This is a genomic window from Peribacillus frigoritolerans (genome assembly GCF_040250305.1).
In the GTDB taxonomy this organism is placed as follows: Bacteria; Bacillota; Bacilli; order Bacillales; family DSM-1321; genus Peribacillus.
In genome coordinates this window covers 323,879-340,595 of record NZ_CP158190.1, presented here as the reverse complement: position 1 = coordinate 340,595, position 16,717 = coordinate 323,879, and the positions used below count along the sequence as shown (strand labels likewise).

The window sequence follows — 16,717 nt, the reverse complement described above, 5'->3', positions numbered from 1 at the left end:
GGGTGTGCATCCGACTTCTTCTTCCACTTCCTAAGAAAAGAATACTCGTTCATTCGGATGTATATCATGTTTGCATCAACGCCGCTTTTCTATTAAACCTAAAGGGTCGAATTTATATGCAAGTTATATCGCCCAGCGATACGAACACACAAAAAAAGAGCCGGTCAATCCCTGTCTGGAGCACCTCTAGTAAGGATGACTCTTGTTTTTGAATGCAAGTTTTCAACCTCCTCAACTCCCATTTTATCAAACATGCCTTTTTTGCTTGCCTATTTTGTTTTAGATACATATCGCTTAAACAAATCCCCAATGAATTTCAATTGAGCCTTTGGTAGAACGTCCGCTACATTGGTATTGCCGAGCATTTACATAACAGGTGCCAAATCCTGTAAAGTTGAAATAATCTTTCTTAATTCTGTTTTTCAGTTACGCTAATCATATATGGCACTATGATTTTTTAAAAGTTTTATGGATTCGTATCTCAATGCTTTTATCCATCATTATTTATTTAAAAAATATTTATCAAATGTTTCTTCATCAATAATTTGCTTCCACAAATCAATACACAGCTAGGCAATAAACCTTAACAGTCACCTTATTTTCTGAATATGGAGAAAAGCGCCCGCCATTTTTCGGAACGTTTTTGTATAGCCTCTTCTAAACGTTTATTAAATTCATTTTGTGAATTCCATTCTTTTTTCTGTTCGTCCCGCATATTTTGTATTTCTTTTTGTAAGAGTTCACTTTTTTGTTTTTCTTGTTCCAGCAATGTTTCGTAATGGGTATTTTGTTGTTCAGTTAATTGTTCAATTTTAGAATTAGTTCTTTGCGCTGAATTTCCAATACTAGAACTTATAACATGATGATCTTGCTGGAGCCGGGAAACCTTTGTTTTAAGCTGTGACATATCGTTTGTCAGTTGGACATTCATTTCACGTGTGGCTGCGAGTTCATTGACTAAAAACATTAAGACCTCGTTTAATTGATTGGGGTCGTGGGGTGAATTTTCATATGTATCGGGTATCGCTATCTGTGTTTCATTGGATCCTTCTAATCTTTCTTTTTGTTGATATACAAGGTCTTTAGCTGTATCGTCTAGGGGCTTGTCTGTATCGCGTAGCGCTATAAGTGCTCCGATGTCAGATTTAACAAAGATACGTCGATCTCCATCTTTCAAAAACTCATATCCATTCCGCTCTAAGATTTGTCCATACTTTCGAACAGTGGGAGTTGCAATCCCCACTTCTTCTGCCACTTCCTTGGAAGAGAAAGCTCGTTCATTCAGTTGTATATCGCGTCGCATATCGGACCTCTTTTCTATAACTAGTTGTATCTGTAGTCTACCTGACCTTAAATTTTCTGTCTAGATAAGTATAGCCTATCCAGAAGTCGTTAGGGATAGTGATAAGATTTCCTTTCTTCTGTTTCCATATAGGATTAGATCATCTATTCGCTTACCTTCCTTCTCTTTCATAGCCTCTATCTATCCTTACCCATTGTGGATGTTACATCTGGTTGGGCCTGACGCTTGGTAAAACTTCAGAGAATCGTTCTTTTCTGGTTTGGGTCGCTGTGGAGACTCCTCCAGTTTGGACCGATTCTATTATTTTTTTACAATAAAAAAAGCTCGACCCAAACGGCACATTATATGCCTTTTGGGTCAGCTCCTTTTCTCATTATTTCATAAGCTTTGCTACTGGCTTCGAAAGAAACAACAATACAATACCTAAACCAATTGTTACAAAGCCAATTACACTGAAGATTTCCAGGTAACCTAAAGACTGCGTATATGCAGCTAACTGGCCGGCTACCATATTAGCTACCGCGGAACTTGCCAGCCATACTCCCATTAGAAGAGAGGCAAGCTTGATTGGAGCAATTTTGCTTACCATTGATAAACCGACTGGTGAAATCATTAATTCGGCTAACGTATGAAGGAAATACGTTACAATCATGAACAGGATGTTTACTTTCAGCGCTGTATCGTTTCCTGTGTACATAACGGCAGGAAGCAGTACTAAGAAACCTAAACCAACAGTGACTAAACCAAGAGCCATCTTCGTTGGAGTTTTTAAGTCACCGCGTTTTGAGCTGCCAAGCTTGTACCATAAAGCAGACATAATTGGCGCTAAAATCACGATGAATAATGGGTTCAATGATTGGAACCAGGCAGTTGGAATCTCAAAACCAAATACATTCCGATCAATTTGGTCATTGGCATACAATGTCAATGAACTTCCTGCCTGCTCGAAAGCGGCCCAGAACGCAATAACGAAGACTGCCAAAATAACGATGGCCGCTGTACGTTTTTGTTCTCTTTTCGTTAACGGTGCAGCTGATTTTTGACCAGCAGTAACTTCCGGTTTGCCAGTAGGTTCTTTACCGATATCACCTAAATAGCGATTGCCTAATAAGTTGAAAACTAACTGCCCTACAATCATGCCAATTGCTGCTGTCAAGAACCCATATTTATAGCTCATAAGGCCAACTACTAATGGTGCGAAGAAAGCCCCAACATTAATACCCATATAGAAGATGGTGAAAGCTCCATCACGACGCGGATCGTTGTCTTCATAAAGATCACCAACAATTGTCGAGATGTTTGGCTTGAAGAAACCATTACCGATAATCAATAAACCAAGACCAATGTAAAGCGCTGTCAAACTCTGACTTGCGAATAGCGAAAAGTTACCAAGCGCCATTAAAATACCGCCAATCGTGATCGCCAATCTTCTGCCTATGAAACGGTCAGTCAAGTATCCGCCAATCATTGGCGTAATATAAACGGCCCCGGTAAAGAATCCGTATATGCCCATAGCCGTAGATTTGTCGACTCCAAGCCCGCCGTTTACAACAGTTGCCGTTAAGTAAAGAACAAGGATTGCTCTCATTCCGTAATAACTGAAGCGCTCCCATGCTTCAGTCGCGAACAGCATATACAGTCCTGGAGGATGCTTTTTCCTGGACTGGTTTGGCTGCTGAACATCATCTTTTAATAGTGCCTGCATAATAAAGTCCCCCTAAATATGGTTAAATATTGAACCATCCACCAATCGTTACATTCACAAATAATTGCATGGTTTTTATTTACAAATGATTGATCTTGTTCCACCTACGCCTTTACGATGATGGCGACGCATGCCATCCAACCCACCATCAGTAAGCGTTTACATTTTTTTATTTTGATTCTGGTGCAAAAAGAATCAAATAGCAAAAATCTAAATGAGCATTAACTTATAAATTCATTCATTTTATTCGAAGATGTTTAATGAAGGCATTTAAATTTCAAAGAATATTTAGTGTTGTAAAATAATTTTATATTATCAGAAAATATAAAAACACAGAAAAAAAAGAAAAAAAGTCCTATTGCATTAGCGGCCTGTGCAGCAACGGAGACCCCCATTATAATAAAAAAAACTACCTTGTTTTAAGGCAGTTTCTTAGTCAACAATCCATTGATATAAATTTTTCGGTCTTCCTATTTTTTGATAACTCACAATAGTTTCCACTTTTCCTTCATCAAGTAAATGCATAATATAGCGATAGACGGTCGGATAAGCCAAACCAACTTCTTTAGAAATTGTATCAACAGAAAAAGGTTCACGATTAGAATGCAGAAAATCACTAACGTGACAAAGTGTTCTCTTACTAATTCCCTTTGTTACAAATACATCCTTTTCTTCACTGGATTTTTGCTGCGGAGCTGATTGAGTTAATTTTGCAAGGCGAGCATGCAGTTGAATTCTTGAAATCAAATCAGGCGCTTTTACAGGCTTTAACGCAAAATCCGTTGCGCCTGCTTCAAGAAAGCGATCAGCAATTTCCTGTCGTTCATCAACTGTTAATACAAGAATCGGAACATCGGCATTAAGTTTACGAAGCTCACCCACTGTTTTTATTCCGTCCATTTCCGGCATATGATAATCAACTAAAACAACATCTGCTCCTTTTTCCGCAAACACATTTAACCCTTCTTTTCCGTTGTTAGCCGTATCTACATTCCAGCCGGCAAATTCACAAATTTCACTTAGCATATATTGAATTGATGCATCATCATCAATGACTAAAATGTTCATCTTGACACACTCCCCTCAGCTAGTTTAATCCAAATTGTTGTCCCATGCCCAAGCTTGCTGTCAATTTCTAAAGATGCACCATGTCCTTCAGCAACTTGTCGCACGAAGGCCAACCCCATCCCTGGATGCGATTTCGTACTGAACCCAGCTTTCCATATTTTCTCCTGCTCTTTAGGTGAAATCCCTTTCCCATTATCTGATACGCCCAACCAAAGTTCATTTTCATAGGTTTTTACCTTAAGCAAAATCTGGCCATCTTCTATTCCATTCACTGCATCGTAAGCATTGTCAATTAAATTCACTAATGCCCTTGTCATTCGGATTTTATTTATTAAAATTTTAATTTCAGGATCTGTTTGAAAGTCTACCTTCAGATTAAGATTTGTCCCGCTCAGTCTGCTTGCTTCGACGTATTCAACCAAATCTTTTATACGGCACCAATGTTTTTTATCATCATATAAAATCTCGGAAATCATGTCGCTAACGGAATGAATCGATGATGAAATCCTTTGACAATATTCTTTAATTTTAGAATCGTCCACTTTCAAACTAATTAAAGAATTTAGCCCCTCAATTGCTGTGAGAGGAGTTTTTAAATCATGGACCAGATATAGTGCTTCTCGTCCTGATCTTGACTGCATTGCTTCTAACTGCGCATAATGAAGCTCTTGCTTTATCCGCCACCTTTGTTCAGCTAATGAAAAATACACAGCTAAAATAACAGCATTAATAACAAAAATTAAACACAAAGTTAAACTGTACAATGTTAAAGATTGCTCAAATCCAATTTGAACCGCTATATCTTTTAATTCCTTTGAAATCGACCCTTGGCCAAATCCATATTGGGATAAATAAGGAATCTCATTCAGCCATTCAATCCCAAAGATTAATTGCGAACAAATAATCGTTTTAATAATTGGCTTTAGCCTATCCTTTTCAAAGGCTTGCAATAATAAGATGGCTAACAACAATAACAACGCATATGCGCTAAATGAGTATGTTAAAGAATAATAAGCATTTATCACGATATAGTCGAGAGGAATAACAATAAGAGGAATGATGATTTTTAACCATGGACGGTTTAAACGATCACCGATTTCGTCTCCCAACAGCAGTGCGCCAATATAATGAAACAAAGCTAAAACTGTATTTAAAGAAATTAACAAAAAAACGGCAAGCATTAACTTATTTCCTGTTTCTTCACCTTCTCTTAATGAAATAAGCAAATCCGTAAGACCGATTTCGTCAGGACCCAGCCACGACAGTAAGAATACCCCGAATAAAATTACTCCAATTTTCATCCATATTGTCCAAGACTTCATAAGACCAGCTATCATAATCATTTCACCTTTTATAGATTAATTGCTTATAGAATAGAATGATAACCATTCTTTCATTTCGTATTTATTTAAATTTATGTATACCCTTGCATAATCTCATTATACGCAATTCATCATAATTATGAAAATTATAAAAAATGGGTTCTAATGCTCGAACAACTTGCAAGTAATCTCTAAAAATTATTATTCTCGCTTTGGCTTATCCATAGCTCACACAACCATTATGTGTTGGGTCCATCAATATGTTCCTGAGTTGGATAAGAGAGTCCGGAAAGCGAGTCCGTTCTATGCCAGGAATCTTTGTTTCTAACAAATTATTAGTGTAAAAACTGCCTGCAATACGGTTACAACGTCTTCTTAAGAAGTCACCGCAAAACAACAAGAAAATTACGTTGCATCCATTCAGGCATACGCATACATGGTGCAGGAATTAAAAAAATTCAACAACGATTAGGACATTCAAAATACAAATATCAAAGAAAAGGTCTCCCACAGTAAATTGTGGGAGGCCTTCAACTTTAAAGATATTCACATATCAGGTGAAATAAAATAGCCTCATAAATCAATTGATATTACAGGGGCTCCTGTTCCATTAGATCTAGATGCTAATTTATCCTAATAACTTGGATGCTCTTCTTTGCATCTTTACCTACATGCTGTCTTCCTTTTGGTGGAACATCATTAGGCTTTATATCCCCGTTTAATTCATAGTCCCATTCATTGTCCGATTCCGGATATACACTTGCTAAACTTTTCTTCATTTATACAACTCCAAAAAAACAGGCATATAAAAAAAGAAGCAGTTTAGCTGCTTCTACATCAATTCTTATCAATCATTTATCTACCTTAATCACCAAATGTTGCCCAACCATCAGTATATCCCCCATATGGCTTACTTAATTCATCAAGGCGTTTTTGCACTTCTATTATTTCATCATACTTTAAAAACATTTCTTTCGAGCAAAAGCATGTCCATTCTTTTGTTTCTTCATCTTGTTCTAGTTCACAATCAAACTCTTTTCCTTTTAATTGTATCAGAAGTTCTTCTCCGAGTTTTTGATTTGGTACAGCAACAAAAAAATCTACAACATGGTTTTGATTAAAATCAACCCCACTTTTATAAAGCAACTCCAACACTTCACCGTCTTCATCTTTTGGAAAATTCACTCGTAACAACTCCTTATACCTTATTTATACTGTAATTAATTCAATCATACATGAAGTCTTTTCTATTATGGGAATAATCTGTAAAATTAACATATTCAATTCCAAGGCATGCACTTAAATCACCATCTAATACGGTTGTCCCATCAAAGGAAAAATGCTTTAAACTTTTTAACCCTCCTACGAAATTAATCGATGGGATATCATCGCAATCAGAAATTAGTAATTTACGAAAATATGGAATAATATTACAAAATGCCTTTTCTCACTCATTTAAAGATTTTTTAAAAAAACATATGAATATAACTCGAATGCCGTCTTTTCATCTTTTACTGGTAGTACTGGTAATGGCGATTAGGTGGGACCTCTACAATAGTAAAATATCTTCTAGTGTATATTTATGGATGTTATACTATTATTTAGATATTTCTCTAAATTCAGAGGAGGTTATTCAATGCAAAAGGTACAGAATGGAATATGGATGTTTGTTACACTCGTTCTCATGCTATTTTTGCTTCCAGAAATACCCGTTAAGGCGGCAGCCGATCCGATCATTGAGATTAAATTAAAAGACTATCTTGGTAACAAATCTGAGATTACCGTCGAACCGGATGTCACGTACACTACGAATCTAGCAAATGTAAAACTAGAATCGAACAAGAAGTATACGTTGAGGGTCAGCGGTACGGACATTGTTGTTCTGACAGATTCAAAAGAAATAGGCAAAGCTTCTGAGATTGAAGTGAAACCTGAAACAGGGAACGGTCCACTTTCTATTAATGGCCGTACATACTTAGGTAGTTTCCGTTTTATTATGGAAGATGGGAAATTCATCCGTCCGTATAACTCAATTGGTCTTGAAGATTATATAAAAGGGGTTGTTCCAGCTGAAATGCCGGCTTTATGGAATCAGGAAGCCCTAAAGGCACAGGCTGTTGCGGCAAGAACCTATGCGATGAGCTACATCAACAGAACGCCCGATGACACAATGAGTTACCAGGTATACGGTGGCTACACTTGGCACGAAAACTCAACAAAAGCTGTCAAAGCAACAGAAGGTCAGGTCATTGGTTATGGTGATAAACTACATATAGGTTCAGATGCACTTTTTTCCTCTAGCAATGGAGGGAAAACCGAGTCCAACAAAAATGTTTGGGTTGGTACAGAGCTACCATATTTAATGGTCAAAGACGATCCATATGATCCGCAAGCTGTTTGGAGTTTTAGTGTAAAAAAGCAACAAATAGATCTTACAAACTTAGATCTTACAAAAGCAGATACATGGTGGGCTAATACGAAGGAAGCTGAACAAACACCAGTAATTTCTAATATAAGAGCATGGCTACAGAAAAATGGATATACCGGCAAAGACATTAAAATTACGGCTGTCCCTTTCCTATCCCTTCACGCACCAACAAGTGGCGGCAGGGTGAGTAAAGGAAGTATTACGATTGAATTTATGGTGAAAGAAAAGGGGAAAGCGCTACAGCAAAGTGTAATATTAGAAGATGTAACGGCTTCGAAAATTAGAGACATTATCGGTTTGAGCTTCATGAAAAGCTTTTTAGTAGACAAAGTGGATACTGCAAGGGATACGATTAACGTTTCAGGCAAGGGCTTTGGCCATGGTGTCGGACTAAGTCAGTATGGTGCGAAAAAGGCTGGCGAACAGGGAAAAACGTATCGTGAGATTCTTGCTTTCTATTATGAAGGGACAAGCTTAAAACAAGCTTATGAGCCAGAACCTGAAGATGTAGAACCAGTAAAGCCGGAACCGGCACCTGTCATTCCAACGCCAATCCCAACACCAGTTCCGGACCCTGCACCTAAAGATGAAACAGCACCAACAATTAATGATATAAAAACGTATTACGATACTAAAACAAAACAAGTCAAATTAACCTTTGATACGAATGAAAAAGCGAATGTGACAGTGGAAGTTAAGGATGCAAAAGAGCAAATCATCGCTTCTCTTGTTAAAGGGGACGAAAAGCCACCAGGATCGCAATTACTTGTTTGGGATGCATCAGAGGTAAACAACGGTACATACACCTTTGTAATTACAACGATTGATAGTAGTGATAATACAAGTTCAGCATCTGTTCCATTTTCATTAACAAAGCCTGACACAATGGCTCCAGTTATTAATAATACAAATACCTCATATGACTCAAAAACGAATAAGGTTTTCCTGAAGTATGAGATCAATGAAAAATCAAAGGTTACCGTTCAAGTAAAAGACGCAAAAGACAAAATCCTAGCTGCTCCAATCCATAATGTAGAGAAAAATGCCGGTATCCAATGGACATCGTGGAATGTATCGAAGGTCTCGAACGGTAAGTACTCATTTGAAATTACAACGATTGACAGCAGTAAAAATAAAAGCTCAACAACGATTCCATTTACATTAACAAAACCCGATACAACGGCACCTTCCATTAAGAATATAAAAACCTCATATGATCCAAAAACGAGTAAAGTTGATTTGAAGTATGAGATTAACGAAAAGGCGAAGGTAACCGTTCAAGTAAAAGATGCAAAAGGCAAAACCGTGGCGACACTGACCAATAATATTAATAAAAATTCCGGTGTCCAAAGTGCATCATGGAATGTATCAAAGGCATCGAACGGAAAGTATACGTTTACCATTACAGCGATAGATCCAAGCAAGAACAAACGGTCAACGACTGCTTCCTACAAATTAAACAAACCGGCAGCGAAGAATATGACTGGTAAGGTCAATGCTACGAAATTGAATGTCCGTTCCAAGCCATCCACATCAGGGAAAGTTCTTGGCTCTTTGAAGAAAAACCAAATCGTTACCGTAATTAATAAGAGCAACTCTTGGTACAAAATTCAGTACGGTAAGGGAACAGGTTATGTGCACGAAAAATACCTAACGAACGTCCGATAACGAATTCGATCAGTGAAACGGGCATCAAAATTTAGAGCATTGAAAAGACCATGATTTTCTATAAAGTCATGGTCTACTTTTATAAATTTATTTCCGATACTGTACTGTGGTAATAAAGATCGATCAAAATGGGAATTTTCTGGTGATTTATTATACCATTGGGCCTTTGCTCTTGCACGTCCTTTAGCCGTTCTTTTATCATCAGTTCCCGTTCTCAGCGATTCCCCTAACATGGTAAACATTAGTTTCCCAGCTAGTGAAAAGAAATCGTGCACCTGAAAAAATATGGGAATTATTTTAAAGGTGAATAAAAATTGCGGTTGTTTTATGAGGAGATACATCCCTTCACATTGAAGCTGGGGGAGGCGTAAATGAGATTCAAGAAGATTAGGGCATTCTGATAAACACTACTATGAACAATTACGCTCATATGACAAAAAATATTGAAGAAAAGGCCTCCCACAGTAAACTGTAGGAGGCCTTCAACTTTAAAGATATTCACATGTTTGGTGAGCACTCATTATGAATCCTCGTTAAACCCCTATATTAAGGGATTTAAGCGATGATTACATCATGCCGCCCATGCCGCCCATGCCGCCCATATCAGGCATGCCCATGCCGCCAGCGCCAGCAGGTTCTGGTTTGTCAGCAACGACAGCTTCTGTAGTTAAGAACATAGCTGCTACAGAGCCAGCGTTTTGTAGAGCTGAACGAGTTACTTTAGTAGGATCGACGATACCGGATTCGATCATGTTCACCCATTGCCCAGTAGCTGCGTTGAAGCCAGTGCCTACTGCTTCGCCTTTAAGGCGCTCTACGATTACAGAGCCTTCAAGTCCAGCATTGTGAGCGATTTGACGAACAGGCTCTTCGATGGCACGTAGAACGATTTTCACGCCTGTTGCTACGTCGCCTTCCGCTTGAATTTCAGCGATTTTATTGTATACGTTAAGAAGTGCTGTACCACCACCGGCTACGATACCTTCTTCAACAGCGGCACGAGTGGAGTTCAATGCATCTTCAATACGAAGTTTACGTTCTTTCAATTCTGTTTCAGTAGCTGCACCGACTTTGATTACCGCTACGCCACCAGCTAATTTAGCAAGGCGTTCTTGTAATTTTTCACGGTCGAATTCAGAAGTTGTTTCTTCTAATTGAACACGGATTTGGTTTACACGAGCTTGAATTTGAGCTGTATCTCCAGCTCCTTCAACGATCGTTGTATTTTCTTTTGTAACAACCACTTTAGACGCACGGCCTAATGAATCGATTGTTGCAGATTTAAGGTCAAGTCCGATTTCTTCAGTGATTACTTCGCCGCCTGTAAGAGCTGCGATGTCTTCAAGCATTGCTTTACGACGGTCACCGAATCCAGGAGCTTTAACCGCAACAGCGTTGAATGTTCCACGAAGTTTGTTCACAACAAGAGTTGCAAGCGCTTCGCCTTCTACATCTTCAGCAATTAATAATAGCGGTTTACCTTGTTGTACAACTTGCTCAAGTACAGGAAGGATTTCTTGGATATTCGTGATTTTTTTATCTGTGATCAAGATATATGGATTTTCTAGTACAGCTTCCATTTTATCTGAATCAGTAACCATGTATGGAGATGCATATCCGCGATCGAACTGCATACCTTCTACTACGTCCAATTCAGTTGTGAAACCTTTGGACTCTTCGATTGTGATGACGCCGTCGTTACCAACGCGCTCCATTGCTTCCGCAATCAGTTGGCCCACTTCTTCATCAGCTGAAGAGATGGCAGCAACTTGTGCGATTGACTCTTTGTTTTCAACAGGTTGGGAAATGGCTTTCAATTCTGCGATTGCAGTATTGACCGCTTTCTCGATTCCTTTACGGATACCCATTGGGTTAGCACCAGCTGTTACGTTTTTAAGACCTTCACGGATCATCGCTTGTGCAAGAACCGTTGCAGTCGTTGTACCGTCACCAGCTACGTCGTTTGTTTTGCTTGCTACTTCAGCAACCAATTTCGCACCCATGTTTTCGAATGCATCTTCCAATTCGATTTCTTTAGCGATCGTCACACCATCATTAGTGATAAGCGGTGAACCGAATTTTTTCTCAAGAACCACGTTACGACCTTTTGGTCCAAGCGTTACTTTAACTGCATCTGCAAGTGCGTCCACACCACGAAGCATGGAGCGGCGAGCTTCTTCACTAAATTTAATTTCTTTAGCCATTTATAAGTACCTCCCTAAAATTTTAAGAAAATTTTCGTTCAGTTAAGTATGATGTATAATTAGCCGATAACAGCTAGAATGTCGCTTTCACGTAAAATTAAGTATTCAGTGTTTTCGTATTTAACTTCAGTACCTGCATATTTTGAGAAGATAATTAGATCGCCTTGGGCAACCTCTAAAGCAACACGTTCGCCATTTTCAAGGACACGGCCAGTACCAACTGCTACTACCTTACCTTCTTGCGGCTTTTCTTTAGCAGTATCAGGAAGAACAATACCGCTTGCAGTTTTTTCTTCAGTTTGAACTAGTTCAATAATAACGCGATCACCTAATGGTTTTAACAAGTGAAACAACCTCCTCATATTCTCTTGATAATTTGTTACATGATTATTAGCACTCTTCATCATCGAGTGCTAACACATTTATAATATTAAATAAACCGAGCCTTTTTTGCAAGTATCTTATTGAAAATTTTTTATTAATTTCTGATAAATTACGGGTAAACTACTTTAGCATAATGATTTCCTTAACAAAGTTATTTAAATGTTTCGTTAGGGGTACCTTTAAGTGGTGTTCTGCCTCAATTTTTGATACCATTTTGGAGTATGCGTTTATAGCTTGTCCCCATATCAGGAACGTTCCGAGCGGAATGGGTGACTATAAAAGGAGTTTTCATTTTTGAAAAAAGAATATTGGTTCGTCATCATCACCTATATTGCCATGCAATTATCCAGTATTGTTGGGGTACCCATTTTCATGCTGATCGGGTCTTATACCGGAATGCCGGCTGATGAACTCCAAGTGAAATCTGCAGCATACTGGATAGTTTTCAGTTTTCTCGCTGCTTTATTCTTGATTCTTTTTTTAATGAGAAAAGATATGAGGGAAAAGTTGGACACGAGAAATCAAACTTCCGTTTCCATGTCCATATTATGGGCAATTGCAGGAGTGTTCATGGCTCTTTTTGCGCAAAGCATTGCCGGCAGCATTGAACAGATGCTTGGGGTGGAGTCTGAATCTGAAAATACGCAGCAACTCATTTCACTCATTTACAAAGTCCCCATGGTCATTTTCGTCACTTCAGTAATTGGACCTATATTGGAAGAATTAATTTTCCGGAAAATCATTTTCGGATCACTTCATAAACGCTTTAACTTCTTTATTTCAGCTTTAATCAGCTCAGTTATTTTCGGCTTGGCGCATGGTGAATTTGAACATCTTCTTTTATATACGGCAATGGGCTTCACTTTTGCTTTCCTTTATGCAAAAACAGGCCGCATTCTCGTATCAATGAGCGCTCATATTGCGATGAACACGCTTGTTATCATCCTTCAAGTGGTATATCGGGAGGATATAGAGAAGATGATAGATACTGCACAGGCCTTCATCGGAGGTTTATTATGAAACGTCAATCACCCTTATTCATGGGCATCATCTATGCAGGCTTAGGAGCTCTTTTTACCGCTATCGCGATTCAAACCGTCAATTCTTCTGGATGGGGGCTCTTCGCCTACATACTTGTCCTTATTGCGACTCTTGACTTTGGATCGGGCTTACGCATGATCATGCTGCACTTTAAGATTAAAGCCGCACAAAAAAATAAGAAAAAATAAAAAAACGCTGCAAAGATGCAGCGTTTTTTTCATTCCTCCAAAGCGGCTTCTTCCACAACAGGATAATGTTTCAGGAAGTAGATGAGCGACTGAAGCTCCACGGCCAGGTCAATGTGGTGAACCCTTATTGATGGAGGCACGGTCAGCCTTGCAGGTGTAAAATTCAATATTCCTTTTATATCAGCTTTGACTAAACGATCGGTTATCGTCTGGGCTACCTGTGCCGGCACTGTCAATATAGCCGCAGTGATATTATTTTCCTGCAATAGTGTATCGATTTGATCCATATGATAGATGGGCACATCAGCTATTCGCTTGCCGACTTTTTCTTCAGAAACTTCGAAAGCCATTTCAATTTTTGTATTATTATTTTTCATGAAATTGTAATTTAAAAAAGCGGTTCCTAAATTTCCTACCCCGATTAAAGCGACTTTGGTCAATTCATCTTGATCTAGTGTTTTTCTAAAGAAGGATAATAAATAATTGACATTGTAGCCGTAGCCTTTTTTCCCAAGCGCGCCAAAGTAGGAAAAATCACGGCGTATGGTGGCAGAATCCACTTTTACAGCTTCGCTTAGCTCTGCAGAGGAAACTCTTTGTTTGCCTGAGGAATGTAAGTTCTTTAAAAATCGATAATACAATGGCAACCTTTTGGCTGTTGCCTGCGGTATCTTTGGGTCATGGTTCATTGTTCTTCCCCGCCTTCACACATGCTTTTCAACTTAATCTCTATCTGTTTGTTTTACTTGTCTTTTATAATCGTTACTGGAAACTCCGCCTGTTTTCTCCACTAAGAATGTAGGCCCGATCACCATTCCCTTATCAATGGCCTTACACATGTCATAAACTGTCAAGGCAGTCACGGATGCAGCTGTTAACGCTTCCATTTCCACACCTGTACTTCCTTTTGTCTTAGCTTCCGTTTCAATCCTAAGCCTGTATCCTTGTTCTTCTTTTTCCCACTCAAAGGCTATATTGACCCCTTGCAGAGCAATGGGATGGCACATCGGAATGATATTGGATGTATTTTTGCTGGCCATTATTCCTGCAACCTGTGCAACAGCCAGTACATCACCTTTTTTCATTTTCTGATTCGTGACCAATTCATATATTTCATCATTCAATAAAATGCTCGATTGAGCCACTGCCGTCCGGGTTGTTTCAGGCTTAGCACTCACATCGACCATTTTGGCCCTGCCCTGTTCATTAAAATGCGTTAAGTCTCCCATTTAAGTAACCCCTCCTAAATCATACACTATTATTCCACTTTATGTAACAGCTTTTGTTTACCATGGAACCAAGCTGTTGCCGATAATAACTAAAATACGTTACACTAACTATAATCAATTGAGGTGAAATCTATGATTTTATTACAAATCAATCAACTATCGAAATATTATGGAGCTGAACTTATTTTATCAAATATGAAGCTCGAAGTTCAAAATAAAGATCGAATTGCTCTTGTCGGCCGAAATGGCGCCGGAAAATCCACTCTGCTAAAAATCATAGCCGGGCACCTTTCCCATGATGGCGGTGAAATTATCAAACCAAAAGGCGTCACAATCGGCTATATGGCCCAGGATACGGGATTGGAATCCGAACTGACCATTTGGGATGAGATGCTGACCGTATTCACGGACCTTATAGAGCAGGAAAAGGAACTGCGTCGCCTTGAGGCTGATATGGCCAGACCTGACGTCTTTGAAAACGAAACGATTTACCAAAAAGTGCTGAATGAATACGACACTTTGATGGTGGCATTCAAAGAGAAGGGCGGTTATCAATATGAAGCAGATATCCGTTCCGTATTGCATGGGCTTCAGTTTGCTGACTTTGACTATTCTACCCCAATCTCCACTTTAAGCGGCGGGCAAAAAACAAGGCTTGCTTTAGGAAAGCTGCTTTTAAGGAAACCGGATATATTGATTCTGGATGAGCCGACGAACCATTTGGATATCGAAACCCTATCTTGGCTTGAACAATATTTACAAGGGTACCAGGGAGCTGTGCTCATTGTTTCCCATGACCGCTATTTTTTAGATAAAGTAGTAAACCTGGTATATGAGATTTCCCGGAATAACATGAAAAAATACCATGGTAATTATAGTTCTTACCTAGAGGGAAAAGCCGAAGATTATGAGCGGGACATGAAACTGTTCGAGAAGCAGCAAGGGGAAATCGAAAAGCTTCGCGACTTTGTCCAACGTAATATCACAAGGGCCTCCACCACGAAAAGAGCACAAAGCAGACGCAAACAGCTCGAAAAGATGGACGTATTGGACAAGCCGCAAGGTGATGAAAAATCCGCGAATTTTTCTTTCCAGATTGAAAGGCAAAGCGGAAATGAAGTACTCCACCTCCAGGACTTGGCTATCGGATACGAAGGGGAAACGGTATCAAGGAATATAAATTCCCGGATGACAAAAGGAGAGAGCATAGCTCTTGTTGGCCCAAATGGAGTTGGAAAATCAACTTTATTGAAAACGATCATTTCCAAGCTGCCTGCACTTTCTGGGGATTTCCGTTTTGGAACGAACGTAGAAGTCAGCTACTACGATCAAGAACAGGCTAACCTTGTTTCCAATAAACGGGTACTCAATGAATTATGGGACGACTATCCCCTTAAACCGGAAAAGGACATCCGCACCGTACTCGGTAATTTCCTATTTAGCGGGGACGATGTTTTGAAAACCGTTTCCACACTAAGCGGGGGCGAAAAGGCTCGGCTTGCTCTAGCCAAAATGATGATGCAAAAAGGTAATTTTTTAATTCTTGATGAACCAACGAACCATTTGGACCTCGATAGTAAATTGGTGCTTGAAAACGCATTGATCGATTATCCGGGAACTATTCTTTTCGTCTCACATGACCGTTATTTCATAAATCGGATAGCAACGAAAGTGATAGAGCTCTCCAAAGACGGCAACGAAGAATTCCTCGGTGATTATGATTACTATTTAGAGAAGAAACAGGAGCAAGCGGAAATCCAAGCTCTTGAACAGCAGGATCAGGCTAAAACTTTAGATGCAGCTGTAGAAAAAACAAATTACAAAATTGATAAAGAGGCAAAAAAAGCAGAACGCCAGCGTAAACGGCGCATTGAGGAAATCGAGGCAGCCATGGAGCGTCTTGAAACCGAAATAAGCGAATATAATGACCTCCTTTGCGATCCAAATGTTTTTCAGGACCACGAAAAAGTGATGGAAGTCCAAACAAAGCTTGATAATGCACAGGAAAAATTGGACCAGCTGCTCGAAGAATGGGCTGAACTGGAAGAATGACAAAAGACCGGGTCAATCGACTCGGTCTTTTTCACTTCAAATCAAAAAGTTATCCACAAACTTGTTAACAAACCACTTACCGTTCACTAGCCAATAATTTGAGTTATACACATTATCCACAGAAA

The 16,717-nt window shown here is 39.1% G+C and carries 14 protein-coding genes and 1 pseudogene; 5 read left to right on the top strand and 10 right to left on the bottom strand.

The genetic code is table 11. The features are described from left to right. Positions 1-595 precede the first annotated feature (595 nt). From ABOA58_RS01745 to ABOA58_RS01730, 4 genes are all read right to left on the bottom strand, one after another. Positions 596-1,303, bottom strand: a complete 708-nt coding sequence (locus ABOA58_RS01745) for a hypothetical protein (protein WP_350300973.1) — start codon at positions 1,301-1,303, stop codon at positions 596-598. A 373-nt stretch (positions 1,304-1,676) separates the two neighbouring features. Continuing rightward, entirely contained in the window at positions 1,677-3,008 is a 1,332-nt protein-coding gene (locus tag ABOA58_RS01740; RefSeq protein ID WP_350300972.1) for a peptide MFS transporter, read from the bottom strand. 432 nt (positions 3,009-3,440) lie between these two features. Continuing rightward, positions 3,441-4,076, bottom strand: coding sequence for a response regulator (locus tag ABOA58_RS01735; protein ID WP_350300971.1), 636 nt, complete (start codon positions 4,074-4,076; stop codon positions 3,441-3,443). After that, positions 4,073-5,413: a sensor histidine kinase gene (locus ABOA58_RS01730; protein WP_350300970.1), complete on the bottom strand. Its 1,341-nt coding sequence runs from the start codon at positions 5,411-5,413 to the stop codon at positions 4,073-4,075. The genes ABOA58_RS01735 and ABOA58_RS01730 overlap by 4 nt, the downstream gene beginning before the upstream one ends. A gap of 199 nt (positions 5,414-5,612) precedes the next feature. Here ABOA58_RS01730 and ABOA58_RS01725 point away from each other — a divergent pair. Then, a pseudogene (locus ABOA58_RS01725) lies at positions 5,613-5,690 on the top strand (IS6 family transposase); the annotation flags it as partial. Positions 5,691-6,021: 331 nt separating this feature from the next. Here ABOA58_RS01725 and ABOA58_RS01720 read toward each other — a convergent pair. After that, on the bottom strand, positions 6,022-6,177 hold the full coding sequence (locus ABOA58_RS01720) for a hypothetical protein (protein ID WP_350300969.1): 156 nt from the start codon (positions 6,175-6,177) through the stop codon (positions 6,022-6,024). A gap of 85 nt (positions 6,178-6,262) precedes the next feature. Further along, on the bottom strand, positions 6,263-6,583 hold the full coding sequence (locus ABOA58_RS01715; RefSeq protein WP_350300968.1) for a ribonuclease E inhibitor RraB: 321 nt from the start codon (positions 6,581-6,583) through the stop codon (positions 6,263-6,265). A gap of 451 nt (positions 6,584-7,034) precedes the next feature. On the opposite strand from ABOA58_RS01715, the gene ABOA58_RS01710 reads away from it, so the two are divergent. After that, on the top strand, positions 7,035-9,494 hold the full coding sequence (locus ABOA58_RS01710) for a SpoIID/LytB domain-containing protein (RefSeq protein ID WP_350300967.1): 2,460 nt from the start codon (positions 7,035-7,037) through the stop codon (positions 9,492-9,494). Between the two features lie 566 nt (positions 9,495-10,060). Here the strand turns inward: ABOA58_RS01710 and groL are convergent. Both groL and groES read right to left on the bottom strand, forming a co-directional pair. Further along, on the bottom strand, positions 10,061-11,698 hold the full coding sequence (groL, locus tag ABOA58_RS01705) for a chaperonin GroEL (RefSeq protein ID WP_101225605.1): 1,638 nt from the start codon (positions 11,696-11,698) through the stop codon (positions 10,061-10,063). 59 nt (positions 11,699-11,757) lie between these two features. Continuing rightward, positions 11,758-12,042 carry a co-chaperone GroES gene (groES, locus tag ABOA58_RS01700; protein ID WP_101225604.1) on the bottom strand — a complete coding sequence of 95 codons (285 nt, stop codon included), beginning with the start codon at positions 12,040-12,042 and terminating at the stop codon, positions 11,758-11,760. A gap of 334 nt (positions 12,043-12,376) precedes the next feature. Here groES and ABOA58_RS01695 point away from each other — a divergent pair, with 334 nt between their 5' ends. Continuing rightward, positions 12,377-13,102 carry a CPBP family intramembrane glutamic endopeptidase gene (locus ABOA58_RS01695; protein ID WP_350300966.1) on the top strand — a complete coding sequence of 242 codons (726 nt, stop codon included), beginning with the start codon at positions 12,377-12,379 and terminating at the stop codon, positions 13,100-13,102. Further along, the gene (locus tag ABOA58_RS01690) at positions 13,099-13,311 is read left to right on the top strand and encodes a YdiK family protein (protein ID WP_034306342.1); all 213 of its coding nucleotides are present in this window, start codon (positions 13,099-13,101) and stop codon (positions 13,309-13,311) included. The genes ABOA58_RS01695 and ABOA58_RS01690 overlap by 4 nt, the downstream gene beginning before the upstream one ends. A 29-nt stretch (positions 13,312-13,340) precedes the next feature. Here ABOA58_RS01690 and ABOA58_RS01685 read toward each other — a convergent pair whose 3' ends face one another. Next, on the bottom strand, positions 13,341-14,000 hold the full coding sequence (locus ABOA58_RS01685) for a redox-sensing transcriptional repressor Rex (RefSeq protein WP_034306345.1): 660 nt from the start codon (positions 13,998-14,000) through the stop codon (positions 13,341-13,343). Between the two features lie 33 nt (positions 14,001-14,033). Next, positions 14,034-14,540 carry a cyclic pyranopterin monophosphate synthase MoaC gene (gene moaC, locus ABOA58_RS01680; RefSeq protein ID WP_350300965.1) on the bottom strand — a complete coding sequence of 169 codons (507 nt, stop codon included), beginning with the start codon at positions 14,538-14,540 and terminating at the stop codon, positions 14,034-14,036. Positions 14,541-14,672: 132 nt separating this feature from the next. On the opposite strand from moaC, the gene ABOA58_RS01675 reads away from it, so the two are divergent. Continuing rightward, positions 14,673-16,592, top strand: coding sequence for an ABC transporter ATP-binding protein (locus tag ABOA58_RS01675; protein WP_350300964.1), 1,920 nt, complete (start codon positions 14,673-14,675; stop codon positions 16,590-16,592). The last annotated feature ends 125 nt before the right edge of the window (positions 16,593-16,717 follow it).